Origin of the sequence: Ruminococcus sp. (assembly GCF_017549005.1) — a bacterium.
Lineage (GTDB): Bacteria > Bacillota > Clostridia > Oscillospirales > Ruminococcaceae > Ruminococcus.
In genome coordinates this window covers 25429-45956 of record NZ_JAFYYT010000053.1, presented here as the reverse complement: position 1 = coordinate 45956, position 20528 = coordinate 25429, and the positions used below count along the sequence as shown (strand labels likewise).

Here is a 20528-nt window from a genome sequence, read left to right as displayed (position 1 = left end):
TTATTGCTATTACGGGTTTATTTCAGTACGATCTCGCAGTCAGGCTCCACTTTTTTGCAAAGCTTGACAACTTTTGACATAAGTGCGTCAAAATCGGTATCATCAGCAGCTTTGATAGTCATTTTCTGCGTCATAAAGCTGACAACTGCGTCCTCTACCTCTGGGAGCTCCTTTATTGCGTTCTCCATTTTTGCCGCGCAATTAGCGCAGTCAAGATCAATAAGCTTGAAAATCTTTTTCATAATCATGTTCCTTTCATTATTTTTTGCCGTTTTCCGGCAGTTCTGAGCGTAAAGCTCCTATATTCCCTTATATGTCCGATAACCTCGCTTATATTACCGTTAAACATATGAATATAAGAGAGTAGTTATTTGAACACTTGAATATCTATTCATATATTAGCATACTTTTTTCCATTTGTCAAGTACTATTTCATGATTATTCTGGTTTTATAAAAAGTTGCCGTAATACGCGGAAGATATAGCATTGTATTATAAGTCGGACTTCTTATCGGCAGGCGTTAACTTTAAAAGCTGAAAACCAGATTATAAAAGCAGTTTTTGACTTCTATAAATGATATAAAAATTTATCGTATGTTGAAAAAAATGAGTTATTATACAATAATCAGCCAATAATCTTGTATTATTTTCCAAAAGAAAGTATAATAAATATAAGTATATATTTCTGAACTGAAATCGCATAAAAAGGAGAGTTGCCTATGGGAGCATTTATTGAAGCTGATATCGGAAAACTTGAAGGATTTGTAAGTCAGAGTGCAGAAGCTATCAAAGAATTTCAGGAAATAAAGACAAAATTCAACGAGATCAATTCCACGCTCCTTTCAAGCTGGAGTGGTCACGGAGCAAAGGCTTACAAGTCTGAAACTGACCATATCCTTGAAAAAATAGGCAGCCTCAAAGACGTACTTAACACTATCAACGATGAAGTCATCAAGAGCGTTATCGACAGCTACAATCAGCTGGACAACGATCTGGCTGAATTCAACAGGAATCCTGTTTCAGAGAAATGAGCTGAGAGGTGAGCAAATGGATTACGAATACTACTATAACAACGCCAAAAACAGATATTATGACGCCTGCTCGGAGATAAACTCAAAGGAAAACAGGATAAGCGAGCTGAGAAATGAAAAAAAACGACTGATAAACGATATAAACGGATACAGCGCAGAGATAACGAAATATACGGCAGCTCTTGATGCTCTTGAAAAAGCTGTAAAGACAAGGGACGATGTTGTACGTTCATGCGACAAGTCGCAGTCGTCCATTGAAGAGGCGAATGTCAATTTCAGCGGCATGGTCGCGAGCAGCAATGTAACTGCCAAAAATCTCAGTGATGTTTATAAAACCGATACCCGTAATAAGATAAACGGAGTTTATGAACAGCTCAACTTAAAAAAATCATCACTTAACACGAAGATAGCTGAGCTTAAAAGGCAGAAAAGTGACTCGGAGACAGCGCTTTCCCTGAGAGAGTCCGAGATAAGGAATGCGAATTCTGACATAGGCTACTGGGAATCTGTAAAACACAATTCTTCAATCGATATGGAATACTACAAGAAAAAAATGGAGGAAGACACATAATATGGATTTTGAAACTTTACTTTCGGATTCTAATTTTGCATTTGTAAACGGACAGTTCGGAAAAGCACTTGAATTTGCAAAAAAAGCAATAGAGGTCAGACCAGACAGCGCAGATGCTTATCAGGCTGCGGGAAATTCGGCAATGTCCCTTGATAATTATGAGCTGGCGGCAGATTATTACTTAAAGGCTGTAGAAAACGACCGTAATAACGGAAACAGGCACTTTAATCTTGGCTATGCGCTCTGCGCCTGTGAGAAAACGGCGGAGGCACTGAAGGAATTCACAAAAGCTGACGAGCTTGGCTGTTCTCAGGAAAACACGGCTCAGCTTTATCATCTTCTCGGTATCATATGTTTTGACATAGGAAGGCTTGATGATTCCCTCATAAATCTGAAAAAAGCCGAGCAGATAATGGGACCCGATATGGAAGTCCTTGAAAGAATGGCGGTCATCTACGGACTTAAAGAAGATGTGAAAAACGGTATCTTCACAGCAAATCAGATGAAGCTGATCTCTCCGTCGTCCTATATCGGATACAGAACGGCTTTCAGATTCCTGTGTCAGCTGAAACGCTACAAGGAAGCGGAATTTGAGCTGAGAAAAGCTGCGAAATATACTGAGATCGGTATGGATTACTATTTCGACTGTATGTCCTGTGAGCTTGATATGTACCGTGATTCAAAGGACGTCAAATGTCTTGGAAAAGCTCTCGGCTATCTTGATGAGTCGTTGAAGAAACTGAAACCTACAGTTCAGGAGGTATCGGAAACATACATAAACGCAGCGGAGATATATCTACAGCTCGAAGAGGCTGACAGCGCAATAAACTGCCTTAATGCGGCACTCAATCCAGTACAGAGCTTCAATCTTGGATTTGATATCGGTCAGAAAGAGTTTGAGCCACATAAGCTCACCGAATATGACGTTGAGGAAATGCTGGAAGCAGACAGGGTAAAGCTTGAAAACGAATACGGTGCAGAGGGGATCGACGCTCTTGCTTCTCAGGTCGAGCCTGATGAAGACGGTGCAAGGGATTACTTTACCGTTCTTGATGACGAACCCGCGGAAGCGGAGGATACGGTCTATAAGCTTGACGAAGCGGATGCTCCCGAGTTCGGCGGTACTCTGACCGATCAGATAAACCGCCTGTATATCGGCGCATATACACTTAAAGGCGACTTTGAAAAGGTAATGACATATGCGCGAAGGCTTCAGGGCAGCAGCGAGCCGTTCAGCGAGTACATGGGCAGATATACTTATGTAAACGCTCTGAAAAAGCTTGGCAGGGCAGAAGCAGACAGCGAGTATGAAAAGCTTATTATTTTCTTCCGCAATGCTGTCCTCAGGGATCCAGCGGATATCACAGCCGTTACCTACAGGATACAGTGCTTGACCGATATTGGCAGATACAGTGAAGCGGAGGAGCTCTGCGATCTGCTTTCAAACGACATGAAAGAAAGCTTTATGAAAAGCATTGCCGAGGCAAAAACGGGAGGTAACGGATAATGGCTTTTCTTGATCAGGATATCGTTCTGAATGATGCTGCTTTTGATACTGCTTCGGCAGATATGAAGCAGCTCAAGACCAGAACCGAGAAATTAAAGGAAAAACTTCATTCCATGTATCACGATCTGACTACGGCGCTCAATACTCCCGCAGGAGAACAGCTGGAGTTAACGGGAGAAAAGGTGATCGTCAAGCCGATAGAGGATATGATCGCTGTCATCGACCACATTTCCAACACGCTGGAGCAGATAATAAATACGGGATACTACAAAGATGTTTTTATTAAGTATGAACAGCTTAATCAAAATATAAATTTATAATACGATCAATTACAAGGAGGACAAGATTATGTCAATGGGAACAACCGGAACGGTGAATATCACACCTGAAATGCTGCATAACGCTCTTAATGCTATCAGCGAGTACGAAACAAAGGCTAATTCGATCAAGGCAAAGCTCGACAATACTTTCAGTCAGCTTTATCCGGGAAATTTCAGCGGCAATGCGGCTGAAGGCTTCAGATCTTTCAATGAGAACAAGATACAGCCCCTTATCGGTGAAGGTCTTACGGGTATGGTAAAGGCTTTAAGAGAGATGTGCGAAGGAATACTTAAAGCAATCCCCGATACAGACGGACTCGACGATCAGTTAGGAAACGAAAATTCAAAGTAATACAAAGGAGATAGATCAAAATGGCAGGATGCAGAATCGTAAACGACGCAGTAAAAAAAGCAGTTGAAGAAATTGCAGGTTATTCAAAGGAATATAAAACAGCAGGAGAAGACTTTGTAAGAGACTTCAAAGCTGCTATCGCGAACATGGAGGGCGCTGCAAAGGACGCTCTTATGGAGTTTTTCGACCATCAGACAGCTCCACTCGTAACGGACAGTGTTCCATCTGCTGTTGATGGAATGTCACAGCTTCTTGAAGCCAACAGATCAAATTTTGAAAGCGTTGACCTCAAGATCGCGGAAAGCATTTCCGGCGGAAAATAAATATGATATGCAGTTCTGAATATAGTATCAGGACTGCATATTCTGTATCTGTATTTATTTTTTCGGGAGTTTTACGATTAGTCGGCACAGTAAACGGAGTAAAAAACGGAAGAAACAGACGGAGGAAAGAAAATGTCTTTTAAAATTCTCAGTGATGAAGAAAAAAGCTTTCTCGATGAAGAGTCCCTTCGCATTTATAACGAAGAGTACGAGCTTTATCTTGAAAGGAACAGATTTGTTGACAGGCTCGAGGCACTTGAAAATGTGAAAATAGATGAATATGAGCCTGAACTGAAAAAGATAAGACCTATCGGTACAGTTCGGGAGACAAAATTTGAATTTTCCAAGCCTGAGAGACCTGATGTAAGAAATGACATAGAGATAAAAGAACATTCCGAGCTGCCTCACGGTTTTGATTTTCCGCAGTTTTCGGTGCATGGCAATAATATAAAGATAGCAGAAGTTCCCGAACTGAAAAACGAAATACAGATGGATTTTTTTCTATCTGATATACCCGAAACAAAAGACTTTCATGTTGAGCCGGTGTACTTTAAAATGCCAGGGACAGGCAGTATTGAAGTCGATACAGATGTCGTTCCCGAGTTTAATGAAGTTAACTACGAAACGCCTGAGTATCCCATTTCGGGAACGGAAAATATAAAGAGAAACTATGAGATAACTTTACACAGTTTCAAAGGACCGGAAATATCAAGTCCTGTTCTTGATACTGATGTGGCGGTTTCTCCTGCAGTAACGGAGTTTACGCTTCCGGAGCATTCAGCGGCTGATATCGAACAGCCGAAGATAAACTGCAATATTGAAGTACGTGATTTCACGGTACCCGAGTTTTCGGCAAAGGTACCGAGCATGGAGATTGTCCAAAAGGTTAATATCTCGCATTTTGAAGCGGAAAAACCTGAAATATCAAAGCTGCCGAAGCTCAATGTATGTCATGTTTCGATCCCCGAACACAGACCGGTAAAAGCAGAGGCGGGGGCAATACCGAACATTAAGGTCAATCAGGTGAAAAAGCACGACGTTTTTGTGATAGACCGTCCAGAAATAGAGCTGCCCGAGGTCAGTATTGATGATTTCGCAGGCAGTGATTTTGAAATGCCCGGGATAGAAAAAATATCCCTCAATACAGCTGTAGACGAAAAGCCTTTTTTCACAGAAAATGTGAAAATGCCCAAGCACGATCTTGAGATCAAAATGCCGTGCGTCAGTTCTGCAGATGATATCGAAAGCGGAATAAAGGCATTTTCAGAGAAGTTCAATAACAGCCTGACATCATTGAAAAATCAAACATCAGACACCGATACAAATAGTTTAAAACAGAAAGAAGCGGAGATACCATGAAGAATTTAAAGAAGATCACAGCATTTGTTTCTGCACTGCTCATCACTGCAAACTGCTGCCGTTCCGAGGTTTTTGCGGAACCGACAGCAAATGATGAAGTCAACAGCACACAGAACAGCTTTTTCGGAGAGAATAAATGGTATCAGTCAGGCGTTCTGGATAATGTCAGGGTAGCTGATAAGACATACGACGGCACTGATAAAGCGGTCATTGATTTTTCGCCGCTGGGCGTAAGCAGTGCGGAGGATTATCATATTCCCGGAGTTGCCGCTGATGACGATGTGCAGCTTACTGCGGAAGCCTTTTTTGACTCGGCTGATGTCGGTGACAACAAAACTGTTACCGTAAAGTTCGGTTTTAAAGGCAATGATGCCGAAAAGTACGGCTTGAGCGGTGAAACTTACGAGATAAGCAAAATTGCGTCTATAAGAAATGCGACAGTTAAGATAGTTCCCGATCCTGCGGCTGATACTATTTTCCGCGGAGATAAAGTTCCTGCGTCAGTTCCGTTTTCACTGTCAGGCGATATGGCTTCGGAGATCAACGCGGCAGCGCTCAGCATTCAGCCTGACTGTGCGGAAAACAGCAGTACGGGCAAATATACTTACAGCGTAAAGAAAAACGGTCAGCCTTCCAGAAATATCGAATTAGCTGTGGACGGATACTTTTATGTTGATGAAAGACCTGAAATAAGCTTAAAATCGTTTTCTTACTCTGAGGATAAGGAAATAACAGGCTATACTGTAACTGTAAGTGCGCCTAAGGACAGGGACGGAAATATCCTTTACCGCGTGGGAAGTAATGATAAGGACATGGGCGGAGCCGTTGATATTGATGTTGCAGATGATGACAGCATATCATTCTTTATCGAACAGGGCAAGGGAAGCAAAAAGATCTCCTCGGTAAAATATGTTCTTGACAGGTCGGAGTACAGCGTTAAGTCGGACAGTGTAAAAATTGAAGCATCTGACGGACAGAAGCTGAATTACGTTTCACAGAAAGCTGACGGAAAAGACGTATATATGCTCGTTACCAACAAGAATCCGAGAATAGATGTGACCGTTGACGGCGATGGTATCATGCAGAAAAACAATGCAGTCCTGAGGGACGGCGAAGATGTATTTGAAGCTTCTTCTGTAAGTGCGAAATTAAACGGTACAAGCGGAGCATATTCATATACCTACACGTTTGATATCAACGATGTGAAAGACGGTGACGAGAGAAAATACAACTTTGATTTTGAACTCACTGACGAATTCGGTCAGAAGGTCAGCAAAGAACTTTCTTTCAGAAATAATAACGGTCAGGCTTATACCTGCGATGTTTTCGTTGATAAAAAAGCTCCTTCTGTAGGTAATATAGAAGTTAGTTATTTCAATTCTCAGATATTTTACCAAAAAGATGGCCAGATCAACGGTTCCAACGGATACTTTATCGCTGATGGAAATGTTACTGACAGCGGCTCGGGTATTGCGAAGATCGAGTACAAATGGGATGAAGATGTTGAACAGTCTGATTTCAAAGAATATGGAGGGGAATCGACGACCAACAGCAGAGGCAGATATATGATAGAAGCGGAAGGCTGCAATCTGTATAATGATAAAAACAATGTAAAATATGTCAAGAGCCGCAATACTTCATTTCAGATACTGGTTCCATACCATGAGTCAGTCCGCCTTCCCGATTCAAGGTGGCAGCACAATCTGACGCTCAGGATTACGGACAACGCAGGCAACGTATTAAAAACAGAGCCTAAAACCTATATGGACGGCAGGACTTTTCTTGACACCAAGCCTCCTGTTGTAACTTCCGTTAAACTGACAGGCGAAGATGAAATAAGATATCTTAATTCGGGAAATTATTCCAAAAGTGATATTACATTTATTGTTAAAGCTAAGGATGAGAGTGAAAGCGACCAAAGCTTGGGAATAACTCAATATTGTCTTTTGTCGCCTGTACAGTCCTCGGATGAAGAAATTATCGACATCAATTCTGACTGGGATAAAAGGTATGAACAGCTTGTTGAGAATCCATCAGATGAAGAAGAAACAACGCTGGTTTTCAATAAAACCAATGTATTATATCATGATACTTTTATAGCGGTATTTGATAAAAGCCGTTCGGGCAAATATTTCCTTAATAAAGAAGAGAACATAAAATCAAATGATATCCTGATAGATACTGTAAAACCCGTTATTTCAGCCGATACTTCACAGGGAAGAACAACAGGAAGTGAAGATGACGAGTTTGTATGGTTCAAGGACGGAGAGCTGGTCATAAATGCTGATGATACCTATGCGTCAGGAGATGCAAGTGGTATTTACTCGATAAGCTTATCCGAATCCGAAGCGGAAGATAATATAGTTGTTGATAACGAATTTGCTTCCGAAAGGAAAATAAAGGACTCCTATTCTCTTAAAATGTCGGGATTAACTGAAGGAAAGCATACTTATTACTATTATGCAGAGGACAACGCTGGCAACAAGTCTGATGTGGGCAGTGTAAGCTTCGGCTATGATAAGGGGGCTCCTTCGTGCAGCATCGAAGCTGTCGATCCTGTGTATGACAAAAGCTGGTTCAGGGAAAGTGATGATTTTAAGGTAGATATCAGTCTTTCCGACAAACTTTCGGGAATAGACAGGAACACAGTTGTCATTACCGTAAACGGAGTAAAAATAGAATTTGACGAGGAACATATCAGCGGAAAAGATAATGCTCTTGTCTATACTCTCAATAAAAGCACCCATTTAAAGAACATTCCTCTTAACAGCGATCAGTGCTATCATATCGAAGTCAAGGCAAGCGATAAAGCAGGAAACGAGCTCGCAGCCGATGAACTTGCGAAGTTTGATGTACACATCGACCGTTATGTTCCGTGGATAAATGATGTTACTGTATCACAAACTGATACAAACGTTTCCGGAAAGGTCGTAAATATATTAAATCACGGCATTTTTGCAAACACAGGTATAACCGTAAATGTTTCTGTTTTTGACAGCGACGCCAAAAACAGGGCGAAAAGTGATACCCGTCATAACAGAAATGAAAGTCAGATAAAAAAGGTTTATGTCACCTTTGAAAATAAGGAGACAGTCGATCTGACCCCTGCCGAAGACAATAAGCTAGGCGGCACATATAACGCCTTTTTCACTGTACCGCTCCCTTCAAAGGGAAATGCATTCAAAAAGAGATTCAGGCTTACAGTCTGCGATAATACAGGCAGAGAATGCAGTACGGACTACGTTATAAGCTCGTCGTCAAAAAGCGGCAGAGGTTCGCAGAGCCTTGATATCAGCGAGGATAAGCTTATCGACCTTGTAGTTGAGGAAAGCGCTCCAATCGTGACCTGCAGCTATCCGACAGCGCATTATGAGGAGAAAGTTTCAGAGAATGAAAAGCGTTCATGGTTCAGCGAAGCTGATTCCGAGGATATAACCTATTCGGTTAAGGACGAAGATTCTGGTCTGCGCGAGGTCATCATCAGGGAAAACGGTGAAAAGTTCGATACAGATGACAGCGAAGACAGGAACGTGATAATTTCTGCTGAGATATCCGAAAAAGCTGAGGAGATAGACTGCGAAGAGCATACCTATAAGTTCAGGACCTCCGCAGTCCATAAGAATACTGATATCAGCGGTGCTCACAGGTATGAGGTAATTGCCGAAGATAATGCAGGAAACAAGAGCACTCCCGTTATATATGAATATTACATAGATAACAGGAATCCGGGCATTACAGGTGCTTTATTTCCTAAGACAAATGCCGGGGAAAGCGATGTTTCCGATGATAAGGGGAAGGAAGTTTCCGCCGAAAGCTTCACGCAGGAGCCCTCAGCTGAGTTAAGCTACAGTATTTTTTATCAGGACGGATTTACTGCGAAGATATTTGTAGACGATGAAGCCGCTTCTTCGGGACTTAAAGAGCTGAATTACAGGCTTATCTCAGACGATACTGCCGATGAGAAAGCAGATCCGTCTGTGTATACCGAAAAGATCGTTGCCGACGAGGACGGCAGATGGTATGCTCCGGTAAATATTCCCAAGGGCTTCAAGGGAAGGATATGCGTTGAGGCGTTAGATAACGTTGGAAACCGTTCGGGAGAATACACGCTCAGCTCTGCAATAGTTTCCGAAGATGAAAAGCCTGAGATACTTATTACTGTTCCTGAAGCAGCCCATAAGTCCGCAGACGGCAATGCACTGTTTACCGAGGACGCTTCTGTTAAGGTCGTGATAAAGGACGTGAAATCGGGTCTTAACAGTTGGAGGGTCAATATAAGGTCGGAGGCAGCAGGTGAAGATCAGTCAGTTTTAACTCAGGTGACCGCAGGTGAGTACAATGTCGGTGATGAGATAGGAAACGGCTGGCAGATAGAGCAAATGGACGCAAATCTCATTACGGCTGTTTCAAAGACCTTTGTATTCAGTTCTGATGACAACGACATCTCGCTTGAGATAGAGGCAAACGACAACTGCGGAAATTCGGACAGCAAGGAAAGCAATAAGTTCACAGTCGATAAGACTGCGCCTGTCATAGATGTAAGAGTTTCAGAGGGACTGAACGGAACGGAATACTACAACGCCGACAGAAAGGCGGAAATAGTTGTCAGCGTTACTGAAAGGAACTTCGATCCTTCACTTATCAAGGCGGATATCAGCAATTCTTACGGTACGAGTGCTCCGACGATCTCATTTACCGATGATCCGGACAATAAGTCGCTGCATACGGCTGTGCTGAGATTCGGCGAGGGCGATTATACTTTCGATATCAGCGGCGAAGATCTTGCAGGCTTCAAGGCGGCTGTAAACAAGCCATATGACGGAGTTAAAAGGTTCTTTGTAGATGAAACAGCTCCCGTAATAACAACTAATTTTGATAAGTTCGGCAGATCGGGCGAGAAATTATACTACAAGGAAGGAAAACGCGCCGTTATCAGCGTAACAGAGCACAATTTCTCTCCTGAGCTTTCAGGTCTCAGGGTTTACAGGAAATCGCCCGGTTCTGCTCACGATCAGAACGGCTTTAACGATGAGACCTACTCATTTGTAAGTCATTCGGACTGGAAAAAAGACCCGTCCAACAACGACAGATACACTCTTGAATTCGATGTCGACAGGGATTCCGTGTACAGGATAAGCATAGACCCCTTTGACAAGGCCGGAAACAGGTCGGTATTTGCTGATTCGCTGCCGAATACCGAGGTGTTTGAGATAGATACTGTTGCTCCGAAGGTAGTAAGCAAAAATGGTGAAAGAGTTGAAGGAAAAGAAAACGAACTTGAATTTCTTGACACATACACGCCGGAAAGAGCTGCCGATGAAGCTCCCACAGTAGAGTTTGATGATATCAATTTTGACCATATCAGCTATACGGTGAAAAAGTACGTACCAAAGTACAATCAGAAAAACGAGCTCGGCAATATTGGTATGAAGGAATTCAGCGAGAATATCAAAGACAGGAATTTCGTACTGAAAGACTTCAATGACGACGGAATATACTATATCGAGATATGTGCGTTTGACAAGGCAGGAAACAAGAGTCTCCTCAACAGGAATACCTATGTCAGAATGCTTGAAAGGGATATACTTGCGTACATTCCCAACAGCAGTATCGAAACAAAGAGCGGATTATTCTCCTTTGAATACGAGAATGGAAGTCCGATAAGCAAGCGGCCTGATGATTTCAGTGATATCAATATCACTATCATGTCGGGCTCTTCAACGGACAAGAAGATAGTTCTCCGCGATCTTAACGGCGATGAAACAGATACAAAGCTGTCGCCTGACAGCGTCAATACCGATATGTTCGGTGTCAGGATATACAATTATACTCTGAAATCGGACTTCTTCAAGAAAAACTATCAGAACGACACCGATAAGGAGCTCATTCTTTCTGTTAAGGATAACGGTGAGAGAATCGACCTCGGAAAGATTCACATTGATAATATAAAGCCCGAAGCTAAGATACCTTCCGAACTCAGGTCGTGGAAATGGTATCCAGGTAAAAAGCCAAGAAATATTGTGCTTTCCGATATCAGCGAGGTCCTTGACGTTGCACTCTGCAAGATCTACGACAACAACGAGGAGATCCCCTTTGATTATTCAGAAGGAGCAAAGACGCTCAGTTTCTCCATAAACGAGGGCTGGCACAATATCGGCATACATCTTGTTGATACGGCAGGAAATGTTTTTGATATGCAGGAGGCTGAAAATATCTGTGTGGGACATTTCTGGTCATGGGTCATCGGAGGAGTTGCAGCGGTTGCTGCGGCAGCAGTCGGACTTATCCTGTTCAGGAAGAAAAAGCGCAGGAAAAACCGCTTACTATAATTTAAATTGCTGTACAGCAACAGACATATGACAAAATGAGGAATAATTATATGAAAATCAAAACACTATTAGCAGCTGTAATTTTCTCAGCTTCGGTTATTTTTCCATTAACTTTAAAAACTGATAAAGCATTTGCAGAAGCAGAGTATGCGATCGAGATGAGCATAGACACCTGGGAACTTCCGAGAAACTGGATAATCAAACCCGATTATAAGGTGGAGCTCCCTGTAAGGGTATCAAATAATCCCGGAATATCGTATTTGTCATTCCTTGTAAGGAAAGCTGATAATGTTCCGGGAAGGTTTATTGCGACATATAGAAAAAGCCTGATCCCATTTGGCGGAGTTAACAGTTCATCATGGTCAGGATTTACAAACGGTATTAGAGTTGCGACTTATGGTGAAGATGTATATTATGATGCAAACGATATTATTTGCTATATTGCTATTCATATACCTGATAATGCTGAAGTCGGCGATTTTTATGGTGTAGAATTTGCTCCTGAGTTTATGGAAGATGAACGGGAATTCAGTTTTAAAAAAGATGGAGTGATTTATTCCATAGAAAATTTTGGAAAACTGACAGGCGGCGGAGTAAGGATAGTAGAAGATGCCCCATTATATCGTATTGAAACGGATTATATAACCGAACCGAATAATGAGGGGGCGGTATCCAACGAGCCTGCGCCGCAGGATCAGGAACAGCCGCAGCAGAATGGAGAACAAGCTGCTACAAACAGCGATAACAGCATGAGGAACGAAGCTGATAACTGTAGCAATAACAATAACTCCGATAAAGGAAATGCTGCTGAATCAACTACAGTTTCAGCGACTGAAGAGTCTTCTGAAAGTAAAACAACAACGTCAACTTCAAAAACTACTTCTGCCACTTCTAAAGTTTCGACATCTGAAAGCAGAAAAATAACTACGGTGTTGACTGAGATACAGTCAGAAACAGCTGAAACATCGGGAGTTTCGCAGGATAAAGCTTCTGAGGAAGCTGTCTCTTCAGAAGAAAAAAAGAAGAGCCATATATCTGAATTGGTTGCAGGCGGAATACTGGCAGCAGGCGTTATCATATTTATCATACTACAAAAACTGACTAAAAAGAAATAAGCGGAAGGATCACGGAAATGGCAACAATATCCTTATATGCTTCAAAGATCAACCATATGCCTGAGCTTTTGAAAGCGTCGCAGAAAAAAGTGAACGTTTTTCAGGACGAACTCAGAAATCTCAATAAAAAAATTCTTAAAGTTGACAATTCCGTATGTGACGTATATAATGAGGCAGGAATTGTTCAGACTTCGGTGAATACACAGAAAGTCCTTGCCGACTCTATCGGGAAACTCAATGACAGTCTCGAAAAGTTCATAGATGATACGGTGAATACTGACAATAAAGCCGCGACTCTTATCAGCCAGCAAAAGAAGGACTTCTATCAAGAATATTCATATCTTAAACCCGAATGTGAAAAGAGCACCTGGGAAAAGGTCAAGAGCGGCTTCAAAAAGGCAGGCGAATGGTGCAGGGAGCACTGGAAACTGCTGACTACTGTCGTTTTAGTCATTGCTGCGGTGGTAGTGATAGTTGCAACAGCGGGTACTGCGCTTGGTCCTGTCGCTGCACTTTTAGTCGCTGCGGCAAAAGGTCTGATCATCGGTTCGGCGATTGGCGGACTGACAGGAGGAATATTCAGTGTCATGTGCGGTAGATCGTTTTTTGAAGGCTTTGAGGAAGGAGCTTTTAGCGGAGCAATTTCGGGCGCGGTTGCAGGTGGATTGTGTTCATGGTTTTCGGGCAGCGGCGAAATAGCATTGTCCCTCGGAAAACAGATGACATTCTGAGGACTGGGAGACATGGTCGCGTCCGTCTTCGGAGATGTTGGTGATATTGCGATAAACGGTAAAAAGCTGTCGGTACTGGACGTTTTATTCGACGCAGGCTTCTCATTTGCCGTCGGTGCTCTTGCAACAGGAATAACAAGTAAACTGAGCAATTACTTCCCGCTGAAGATAAAAGGAATAAACAAGGGGCGAGGCAGTTGGGAGCACGTTTGGAAGACGCAGTCAATCAGGTCGCTCCGAAACGGAACTCGTGTACAGATCAAGACTATTATGAAAGGATTCGGAGCTGATTTTGTTAATGGTATATGGGATTACGGATTTGAATTCCCGAAGAATCTCGTCAATGAGATCAGAGAGGCAATATCCGATTAACAATATTGGCAGGTGATATAATGAAAGAGTTTGAAGTAAGATTTCCTAAAAATGATCTGCTGGTGACAGGGGCAATATATCTTGCTTTTGCAGTATTGTGCGTACTTATGTTCGTATTTGGCAGGCATTTTAAGTTCAATGTTGTTTTTTTCGTTATCTTAACCGTAATGTTTGTGATGACGGTACTCTCAAATTGTTTATTTCATCTCAGGGTTTCAGATGACGTTTTCAAAGTAAGGACAAAATTCGGAAAAAGCTACGGATTTGACCTTAAAGACATAAAAGAGATTGAGTGTTCAGATCATAACAGACCAAAGCTGGGACCATTATACGAAATAACTATCTATACTGACAGCAATGAACTTGAATTGAATCACAGTATGGAAGGTTTTTACACTTTGGCTGAATATCTGCTTGTAAAGTATGAAAACGGAGAGCTTGGAAATAACTCCGTTTCAAAAGAATCCCACGAGCTGATGGTAAAAATTATGCAGATGAAGAAATGAGCTTTATTGCATAGAATTTGCATACAGCGTAACTGAACTGTGATAAAACAGCGAGGAGATGTTTTATGGCAACAATATCATTATTTGCGTCAAAGATAAATCAGATGCCAGAACTTCTGAAAGCGTCAAAGAAAAAAGTGACCGCTTTTCAGGACGAGTTGCAAAATCTCAACAAGAAAATACTGAATATAGACAATTCTGCCTGCGATGTATATAATGAAGCGGGAATTGTTCGTGCTTCGGTGAATACACAGGAAGTCCTTGCGGATTCCATCGGGAAATTCAACGATAACCTTGACGAGTTCATCAGCGATACGGTGGAAACGGACAATAACGCGGCAGCTCTGATCAGGCAGAACAAGAAGGACTTCTACGAAAAATACTCATATCTTAAACCCGAATGTGAAAAGAGCACCTGGGAAAAGGTCAAGGGCGGCTTCAAAAAGGCAGGTCAGTGGTGCAAGGATCACTGGAAGATAATCGTAACGGTAGTTCTCGTTATCGCGGCAATAGTCGTAATCTGCGTGTGCCCTGCCGCCGGTCTCGGACTTCTTGCTATCGGCGCAGCAAAGGGTCTTATTGCAGGAGCTGTTATAGGCGGAATAATCGGAGGTATCTCCGCAAAAGCCACGGGAAAAGGATCATTCCTTGACGGCTTTGAAGACGGAGCTTTCTCGGGAGCTATCACGGGAGCTATTTTCGGCGGTATCGGCGGTGCAGGAGAGCTTGCAGGACAGGCTCTCGGCAGATCATGCGATCTCATCGCAAAGTTCGGACCTGCCATAAAGAATGTAACTTTGTCGGCGAATATCCTCAATCTCGGAATGGCAGGCTTTGATCTGGTGTCACTGGGAGCAATGATGATAGATCCGAAGTGCAAGCTTGTGCAGTTAAATCAGATGCTGCATTCAAGCAAGCTCTACAACGGAGTTCAGCTAGGTCTGGGAGCAGTCGGTGCGTTCGGCGCAGGAATGCTCAAGGGTATTCAGTTTGACCTGCAGAACGGCATTTCCAAGTGCTTCGTTGCAGGAACGATGATAAGCACAGTCAGCGGTTTGACAGCCATTGAAAATATCCGTGCAGGAGATATCGTGCTTTCGGCTGACGAAAAAACAGGCGAAAGAGGCTTCAAGAAGGTAGTCGAGACCTATGTCCGCGAAACAATGAAGCTCGTACACCTGATAGTAAACGGTGAAGAGATAGTTACTACGGAGGGACACCCCTTCTACGTCAGGGAGCTCGGCTTTGTGGTCGCTTCGGAGCTTTCCGAGGGCGACGTACTGACGGACAGCGACGGAAACGAAATGCCGATTGAGTCCGTAAGAACCGAAATAACCGCCTCGCCTGTTACGGTCTATAATTTTCAGGTCGAAGAGTATCATACGTATTTTGTATCAGATACAGGTATTCTCGTACATAATGCAGACCATATGTATGGAGGAAAAGTTATTAATGATGCATTCTTTGACGATCCAAGCAATATTGGAACAAAAGAAACATGGAATGCATATATTAGTGATAATCCCAAAGGAAATTATGCGGAATATCTGGATATAATCAAGACTGAATCACCATGGCCCCCAGGGTATAAGCCACAGGTTATGGAGTTAAAACATGGTCAGAAGTTGTATATGGCTATTGAAGGTGCTGATGATCCATTCACAAAAATGGGAGGCTGGGCGTCGGATACCAGGATACCCGATATTGATTTTGTTAGGAATAATCTTGCTGTTAAACTGGGGTGGAAAAACGATCCAAGTGTTGTTAAGGTTATTGAAGTTAAGCCTGGAGTGAGCCTGAAAGTCGAATATGGTCCGGTTGGTCCTCAGATTGATCTGGCTAACAATATATATCATCCGGGAGATATGTCTGTTACCCAATATAAACTGTTTGCCAATTTGTCCCGTGGCGATGATCTGGCGAATTATCTTGATTATGTTTCACATTATACAATTAAATAGGAGAAGTTATGGCAGAAATTACCGTGGATACTTTATCGGGTGAGATAAAAGTATCTGATAAAGACAAGTCTTTTGTGATAAAGACAGATAATATTTTCAGAGCAAAGTTATATAACGATAATTTTGTATGTGTATTAACAGACGCAAATACACCGAACGAAAAAGAACTATTATATGATCTTAATGGTGAGTTAATATATGAATTCTATCGTCGTCAATCAAGAGTTATATTTATGAAGCATGAACTTCAGATCGGTATCAGAATTGGAGTTGTGGCATATTATCCGCTCAAAAATCAGCTTCTTGTCTGTGGAAGCTACAAAGAAGAAGGTAAAAAAGGATCATGCCTCTTCATTTATGGTACTGATCGGAAACTTGTAAAAACTTTGGATGAACATAGTGTTTATGAAATAGATATTGAGGACTCCGATATTAAGTATGCGAAAATGTTTGCTGAAAGCTATATTCCTGAAGAAAACAGGTACAGGATCTGCGGAGTTTTATGCTTTAATGATCGTGTCGAACTTCGTATGCAGGTGATAGGCGGAGAGACCGTCGGCGGAGATTATCTGACATGGCGTATGGCTTTGGACATGGATACGTATAAATTGAAAATCGCAGGTTACGATCCGAGGTAGTTCACAGCGTGTAACAAAGATTAAAAGAACCTGAATAATAAAAGAAAGCAGGGTTTGGAATGTTTTTTGCAAAGAATAATAAAAACAACAGATTTATTATGGGAGTTGCCGATATTTTCGCCTTTAATGGGACGGATGATATGGCTGTTATCGGCAATGTTTCCGGAACTGTTAATGTTGGGGATATAGTTAGCATTATCAATTTCGGAGATGATAATGCACAGATGTTTTCGGCTGAGATATGCGGGATAGAGACAAACAACAATAAAGCGGATTCGGTTACAGACAGCTTTGCTGAGCTCAGAATAAAAAGCGGCAACGGATATAATTTGAAAACAGGCACCGTAATTTACAGCGGAAACTATGAAATGCAGGATATGTACAATAATTATGCAGTTGCATTTATGGCTCAGATGGACGTTGTCGGTCTCAAGGAGCAGACTTTAAGAAATGCAAGCCTCAGTGAATGTGCGGAGATAGTAAGAACGGATTATCTTCTTGTCAAGCGCAAAAATATTCAGCGGACCAATGCTGAGCTTCAGAAGCAAAGCAGTATAATCAACGGAATTATCAGGGAAAAGCTTTATGATTCCGAATATATTTACTGCGTTTACAGCAGATCCACAGGCGAACCGTATATGAAGTCGGATGTGTATAAAAACGGTGACAGTCTTTCAGCTGCACCGCCTGTGCTGATACTGATAACAGAAGCATTTCTGCCGTTTGCAAAGCTGAAGTATTCGTCTGAGGATTTTGAGCTGCGGAAAATAGAGAACGGAAAAGACAAAAACGGTATCGAAAAATTCCTTGGATTCAGTTTCTATGTTAACGGAGCCTCAGGTATTTCTCTGCTTTACGATGACGTTGTTATTCCTGCACATACTTTCATAAGTCAGGAGGAGCACACTAAGAAATATCCTCTCCCTCTGCCTGTGACAAATCCAGAGATACAGGCGCTTTCGCTTCTTATCAATCAGATCGGGCAGCCAAAGAACGATGATGAAAATACCATATTGAAATTTTACTGCAAGCTCATTGTAAACAGAATGTCCGAAGCTGTCGTTCTTGTTCCTGTAAGCTCTGATGACAAGAAAAATGAAACAGAAGGACCTGATATTCCCGTTGTAAAGACAGGTGATAACAGATATGCAGTTCCGGTTTTTACTGATGCAGTTCATTTGCTTTCGTTTTTCGGTGACAAATACGACGCAATAGCAAGTAAAATTTCGTTATTTACCGATAAATACGATATTGTGATAAATACTTCCGATAAAAATCCAAACGGATGTTATTTCAGCAAGGAAATGATAGAACAGTTAAAATGATCTTGATAATGCAAGGCTTTGTCCCAAACTTTAAGAAAGGAACAGTGTAAAATGTCTGCACCTAATATCGGACAAAAAGAATTCATACCTGAAAGGATCTCAGGTGAGATTGTAAATAAAAAAATAACGGAGCTTGATGAAAACTCGGAGATTAGTATCTTCAATGTTCTTGAACTCAATAAATACGATAAGGGCAAAAAGGAAAATGAGCAATGAGATTTTAGGCACTGATTTCAGATACATAGTCGATGTATCATACGGGATCAATCAGGACGGATTTATCGCAATAGGTACGGAAAGTATCGTTTACAAGGGTATCAAGGTCGCACAGAGCGGCAATCTCGAGTTCTCCTGCGTACTTAAATTCAAGCCGAAACATTCTTACCTTAACGGCGAGTACAAAGACAAGGTAAAAAAATTCAAGGAAGATGAATTTTCAATATTCGAGGAGCTGAAGGAATGCCGTTCTGTCGTAAAGATCTTCGACGTTATCGAGGATATGGGCAGCTTTACGCTGAAATGCGACAGAGTCAGCAGCGGAGTTATCACAGGCGAGATTTATTTCTGCGTAGTTGAGGAGTACATAGACGGCTGGTCGCTGGAGGAGTACTGCCGAAGTGAATTCTGGAAGCTGAGAAAGTACGAAGAGACAGGAAACGGACTGAAAAAAGTCATAGAGTACCATGATTTCAGAGATGACGAAAAGGAAAACGTCTGCGCCACTTACTATAAAAACTACGACAATATCCTCATGTATCAGAATCAGATGATACATTTCATGAGAAATCTCTGCGAGATACTTGAATTTGTAACAGAGAAAAAGAGGATACTCCACCTTGATATAAAGCCCGAAAATATTATGGTCACAAAGCACGGAAAAGAGCTTGTGCTCATTGATTTCGGAAGATCGGTGAGGTTGCCGTCTTCGGAAAAGTTTTTTCAGTGCAGTATGGAACGTGCGGACTACAGCACGGACGAGACCATAGACAGGATGTACTCGTACAGCACCATCGGATATGCAGCTCCCGAGTGCTATGCTCCCGCAGCCGAAAACTCGGAATACCCCTTTGAGCAGAAAAGCCTGCGGGGAAAAATGAGCATAGAGAGCGATATTTTTTCATTCGGAGCTTCTTTCTGGGAGTGTCTCAACATTTTTGATCTTGTCACAAAGGGCAGCGGTTTTTCGAGAGATTCCCATGAGTTTTACAGGAAGTATTTCCTGAATGACGACGCATATACTTCAAGAGACCTTTCCCTTACGTCAGTCCATTATCATCAGAAGTTGGAAGACATAATAAGGAAATGTACGAGAAAGCGCAGCGAGGGCTATACCGACCCGTCTGACAGGAGATATTATCATTTCTACAGCGAAATAAAAAGGGATATAATCGAAGCGGAAAACTCCGTGCCAAATATAGTCCGTGCCGAGAATATCAGGGTAAGAAGCGCTTTCAGTCTTGTCGGAAAGGCGCTTTCGGTCTTTACCACGATACTTATCGTTATTTTTGTGTTCCGTTTGCTGGGCTACAGGCTCGCATACAGCAAGTGGGAGCGGATTACAGAAAACTACAGGAGTACGCAGTTTTCACGCCTTGAAACTATAGCAACCGACCTTGTGAAAACTGTTCCTAATTCGGGATTCGGCGACGTTTACCGAAAGATCGCCGAATTTACATATCTTGACGGAGAGATCGACGAACAGGAGGCTGCTCTTCTTGTAAGTCTCCTTGATAAGAGAAAGAGCAGTATTTCCGAGCAGTATATCGACGAGATAATGCAGTTTGCAGATCCTCGCAAATTCAAGGAGATATCCAGTGAAATAATGAAGCTCGACATAGAAGAGGCAGGCCTCGGACACAAATTTGCCTGTGCTATCTACAATACAGAGATAAAAAAGGAAAATTACGCCGAAGCCTATGAGCTCCTCAGTCAGTATCACAAGAATACGCAGTTCAGAAACGCTGCGGTGAAGCTTAAAAACATTCTTGACAATGATGATACGATAGACATTATTTCCGAAAAAACGGGCGTAGGCAAGTCGGATATCAAGGAACTTTTTGAAAAAACAGGGGACTATACCTGAGGTGGA

At 42.1% G+C, this 20528-nt stretch carries 18 protein-coding genes; 17 read left to right on the top strand and 1 reads right to left on the bottom strand.

The annotated features are described in order from the left end of the window. Window positions 1-17: 17 nt before the first annotated feature. Entirely contained in the window at window positions 18-242 is a 225-nt protein-coding gene (locus tag IKW96_RS12910; RefSeq protein WP_296575613.1) for a cation transporter, read from the bottom strand. A gap of 476 nt (window positions 243-718) precedes the next feature. Between IKW96_RS12910 and IKW96_RS12905 the strand changes: the two genes are divergently transcribed. The 17 genes from IKW96_RS12905 (at window position 719) to IKW96_RS12825 (ending at window position 20522) form a co-directional block, all read left to right on the top strand. Further along, window positions 719-1030, top strand: a complete 312-nt coding sequence (locus IKW96_RS12905; RefSeq protein WP_296575610.1) for a hypothetical protein — start codon at window positions 719-721, stop codon at window positions 1028-1030. 16 nt (window positions 1031-1046) lie between these two features. Beyond that, complete coding sequence (locus IKW96_RS12900; protein WP_296575607.1) at window positions 1047-1601, top strand: She9 / Mdm33 family protein; 555 nt, start codon at window positions 1047-1049, stop codon at window positions 1599-1601. A gap of 1 nt (window position 1602) precedes the next feature. Continuing rightward, complete coding sequence (locus IKW96_RS12895; RefSeq protein ID WP_296575604.1) at window positions 1603-3108, top strand: tetratricopeptide repeat protein; 1506 nt, start codon at window positions 1603-1605, stop codon at window positions 3106-3108. Then, window positions 3108-3428, top strand: coding sequence for a hypothetical protein (locus tag IKW96_RS12890; RefSeq protein ID WP_296575601.1), 321 nt, complete (start codon window positions 3108-3110; stop codon window positions 3426-3428). Before IKW96_RS12895 ends, IKW96_RS12890 begins: the two co-directional genes overlap by 1 nt. Window positions 3429-3456: 28 nt before the next feature. Continuing rightward, window positions 3457-3780, top strand: a complete 324-nt coding sequence (locus IKW96_RS12885; RefSeq protein ID WP_296575598.1) for a hypothetical protein — start codon at window positions 3457-3459, stop codon at window positions 3778-3780. Window positions 3781-3800: 20 nt separating this feature from the next. Continuing rightward, complete coding sequence (locus tag IKW96_RS12880; RefSeq protein ID WP_296575595.1) at window positions 3801-4103, top strand: hypothetical protein; 303 nt, start codon at window positions 3801-3803, stop codon at window positions 4101-4103. 132 nt (window positions 4104-4235) lie between these two features. Next, window positions 4236-5462 carry a hypothetical protein gene (locus IKW96_RS12875; protein ID WP_296575591.1) on the top strand — a complete coding sequence of 409 codons (1227 nt, stop codon included), beginning with the start codon at window positions 4236-4238 and terminating at the stop codon, window positions 5460-5462. Further along, window positions 5459-11791, top strand: a complete 6333-nt coding sequence (locus tag IKW96_RS12870; protein WP_296575589.1) for a YDG domain-containing protein — start codon at window positions 5459-5461, stop codon at window positions 11789-11791. Before IKW96_RS12875 ends, IKW96_RS12870 begins: the two co-directional genes overlap by 4 nt. 50 nt (window positions 11792-11841) lie before the next feature. Further along, window positions 11842-12906 carry a hypothetical protein gene (locus IKW96_RS12865; RefSeq protein WP_296575586.1) on the top strand — a complete coding sequence of 355 codons (1065 nt, stop codon included), beginning with the start codon at window positions 11842-11844 and terminating at the stop codon, window positions 12904-12906. 17 nt (window positions 12907-12923) lie between these two features. Beyond that, complete coding sequence (locus IKW96_RS12860; protein ID WP_296575583.1) at window positions 12924-13637, top strand: hypothetical protein; 714 nt, start codon at window positions 12924-12926, stop codon at window positions 13635-13637. 12 nt (window positions 13638-13649) lie between these two features. After that, window positions 13650-14009: a hypothetical protein gene (locus tag IKW96_RS12855; RefSeq protein WP_296575581.1), complete on the top strand. Its 360-nt coding sequence runs from the start codon at window positions 13650-13652 to the stop codon at window positions 14007-14009. 20 nt (window positions 14010-14029) lie between these two features. Next, window positions 14030-14515 carry a hypothetical protein gene (locus IKW96_RS12850; RefSeq protein WP_296575578.1) on the top strand — a complete coding sequence of 162 codons (486 nt, stop codon included), beginning with the start codon at window positions 14030-14032 and terminating at the stop codon, window positions 14513-14515. A gap of 65 nt (window positions 14516-14580) precedes the next feature. After that, window positions 14581-16476, top strand: a complete 1896-nt coding sequence (locus IKW96_RS12845) for a polymorphic toxin-type HINT domain-containing protein (RefSeq protein WP_296575575.1) — start codon at window positions 14581-14583, stop codon at window positions 16474-16476. Between the two features lie 8 nt (window positions 16477-16484). Beyond that, window positions 16485-17114, top strand: coding sequence for a hypothetical protein (locus IKW96_RS12840; protein WP_296575573.1), 630 nt, complete (start codon window positions 16485-16487; stop codon window positions 17112-17114). 59 nt (window positions 17115-17173) lie between these two features. Beyond that, window positions 17174-18439: an SseB family protein gene (locus tag IKW96_RS12835; RefSeq protein ID WP_296575570.1), complete on the top strand. Its 1266-nt coding sequence runs from the start codon at window positions 17174-17176 to the stop codon at window positions 18437-18439. Between the two features lie 51 nt (window positions 18440-18490). Beyond that, on the top strand, window positions 18491-18655 hold the full coding sequence (locus IKW96_RS12830; protein WP_295090428.1) for a hypothetical protein: 165 nt from the start codon (window positions 18491-18493) through the stop codon (window positions 18653-18655). Next, window positions 18645-20522: a protein kinase gene (locus IKW96_RS12825; protein ID WP_296575565.1), complete on the top strand. Its 1878-nt coding sequence runs from the start codon at window positions 18645-18647 to the stop codon at window positions 20520-20522. The genes IKW96_RS12830 and IKW96_RS12825 overlap by 11 nt, the downstream gene beginning before the upstream one ends. The last annotated feature ends 6 nt before the right edge of the window (window positions 20523-20528 follow it).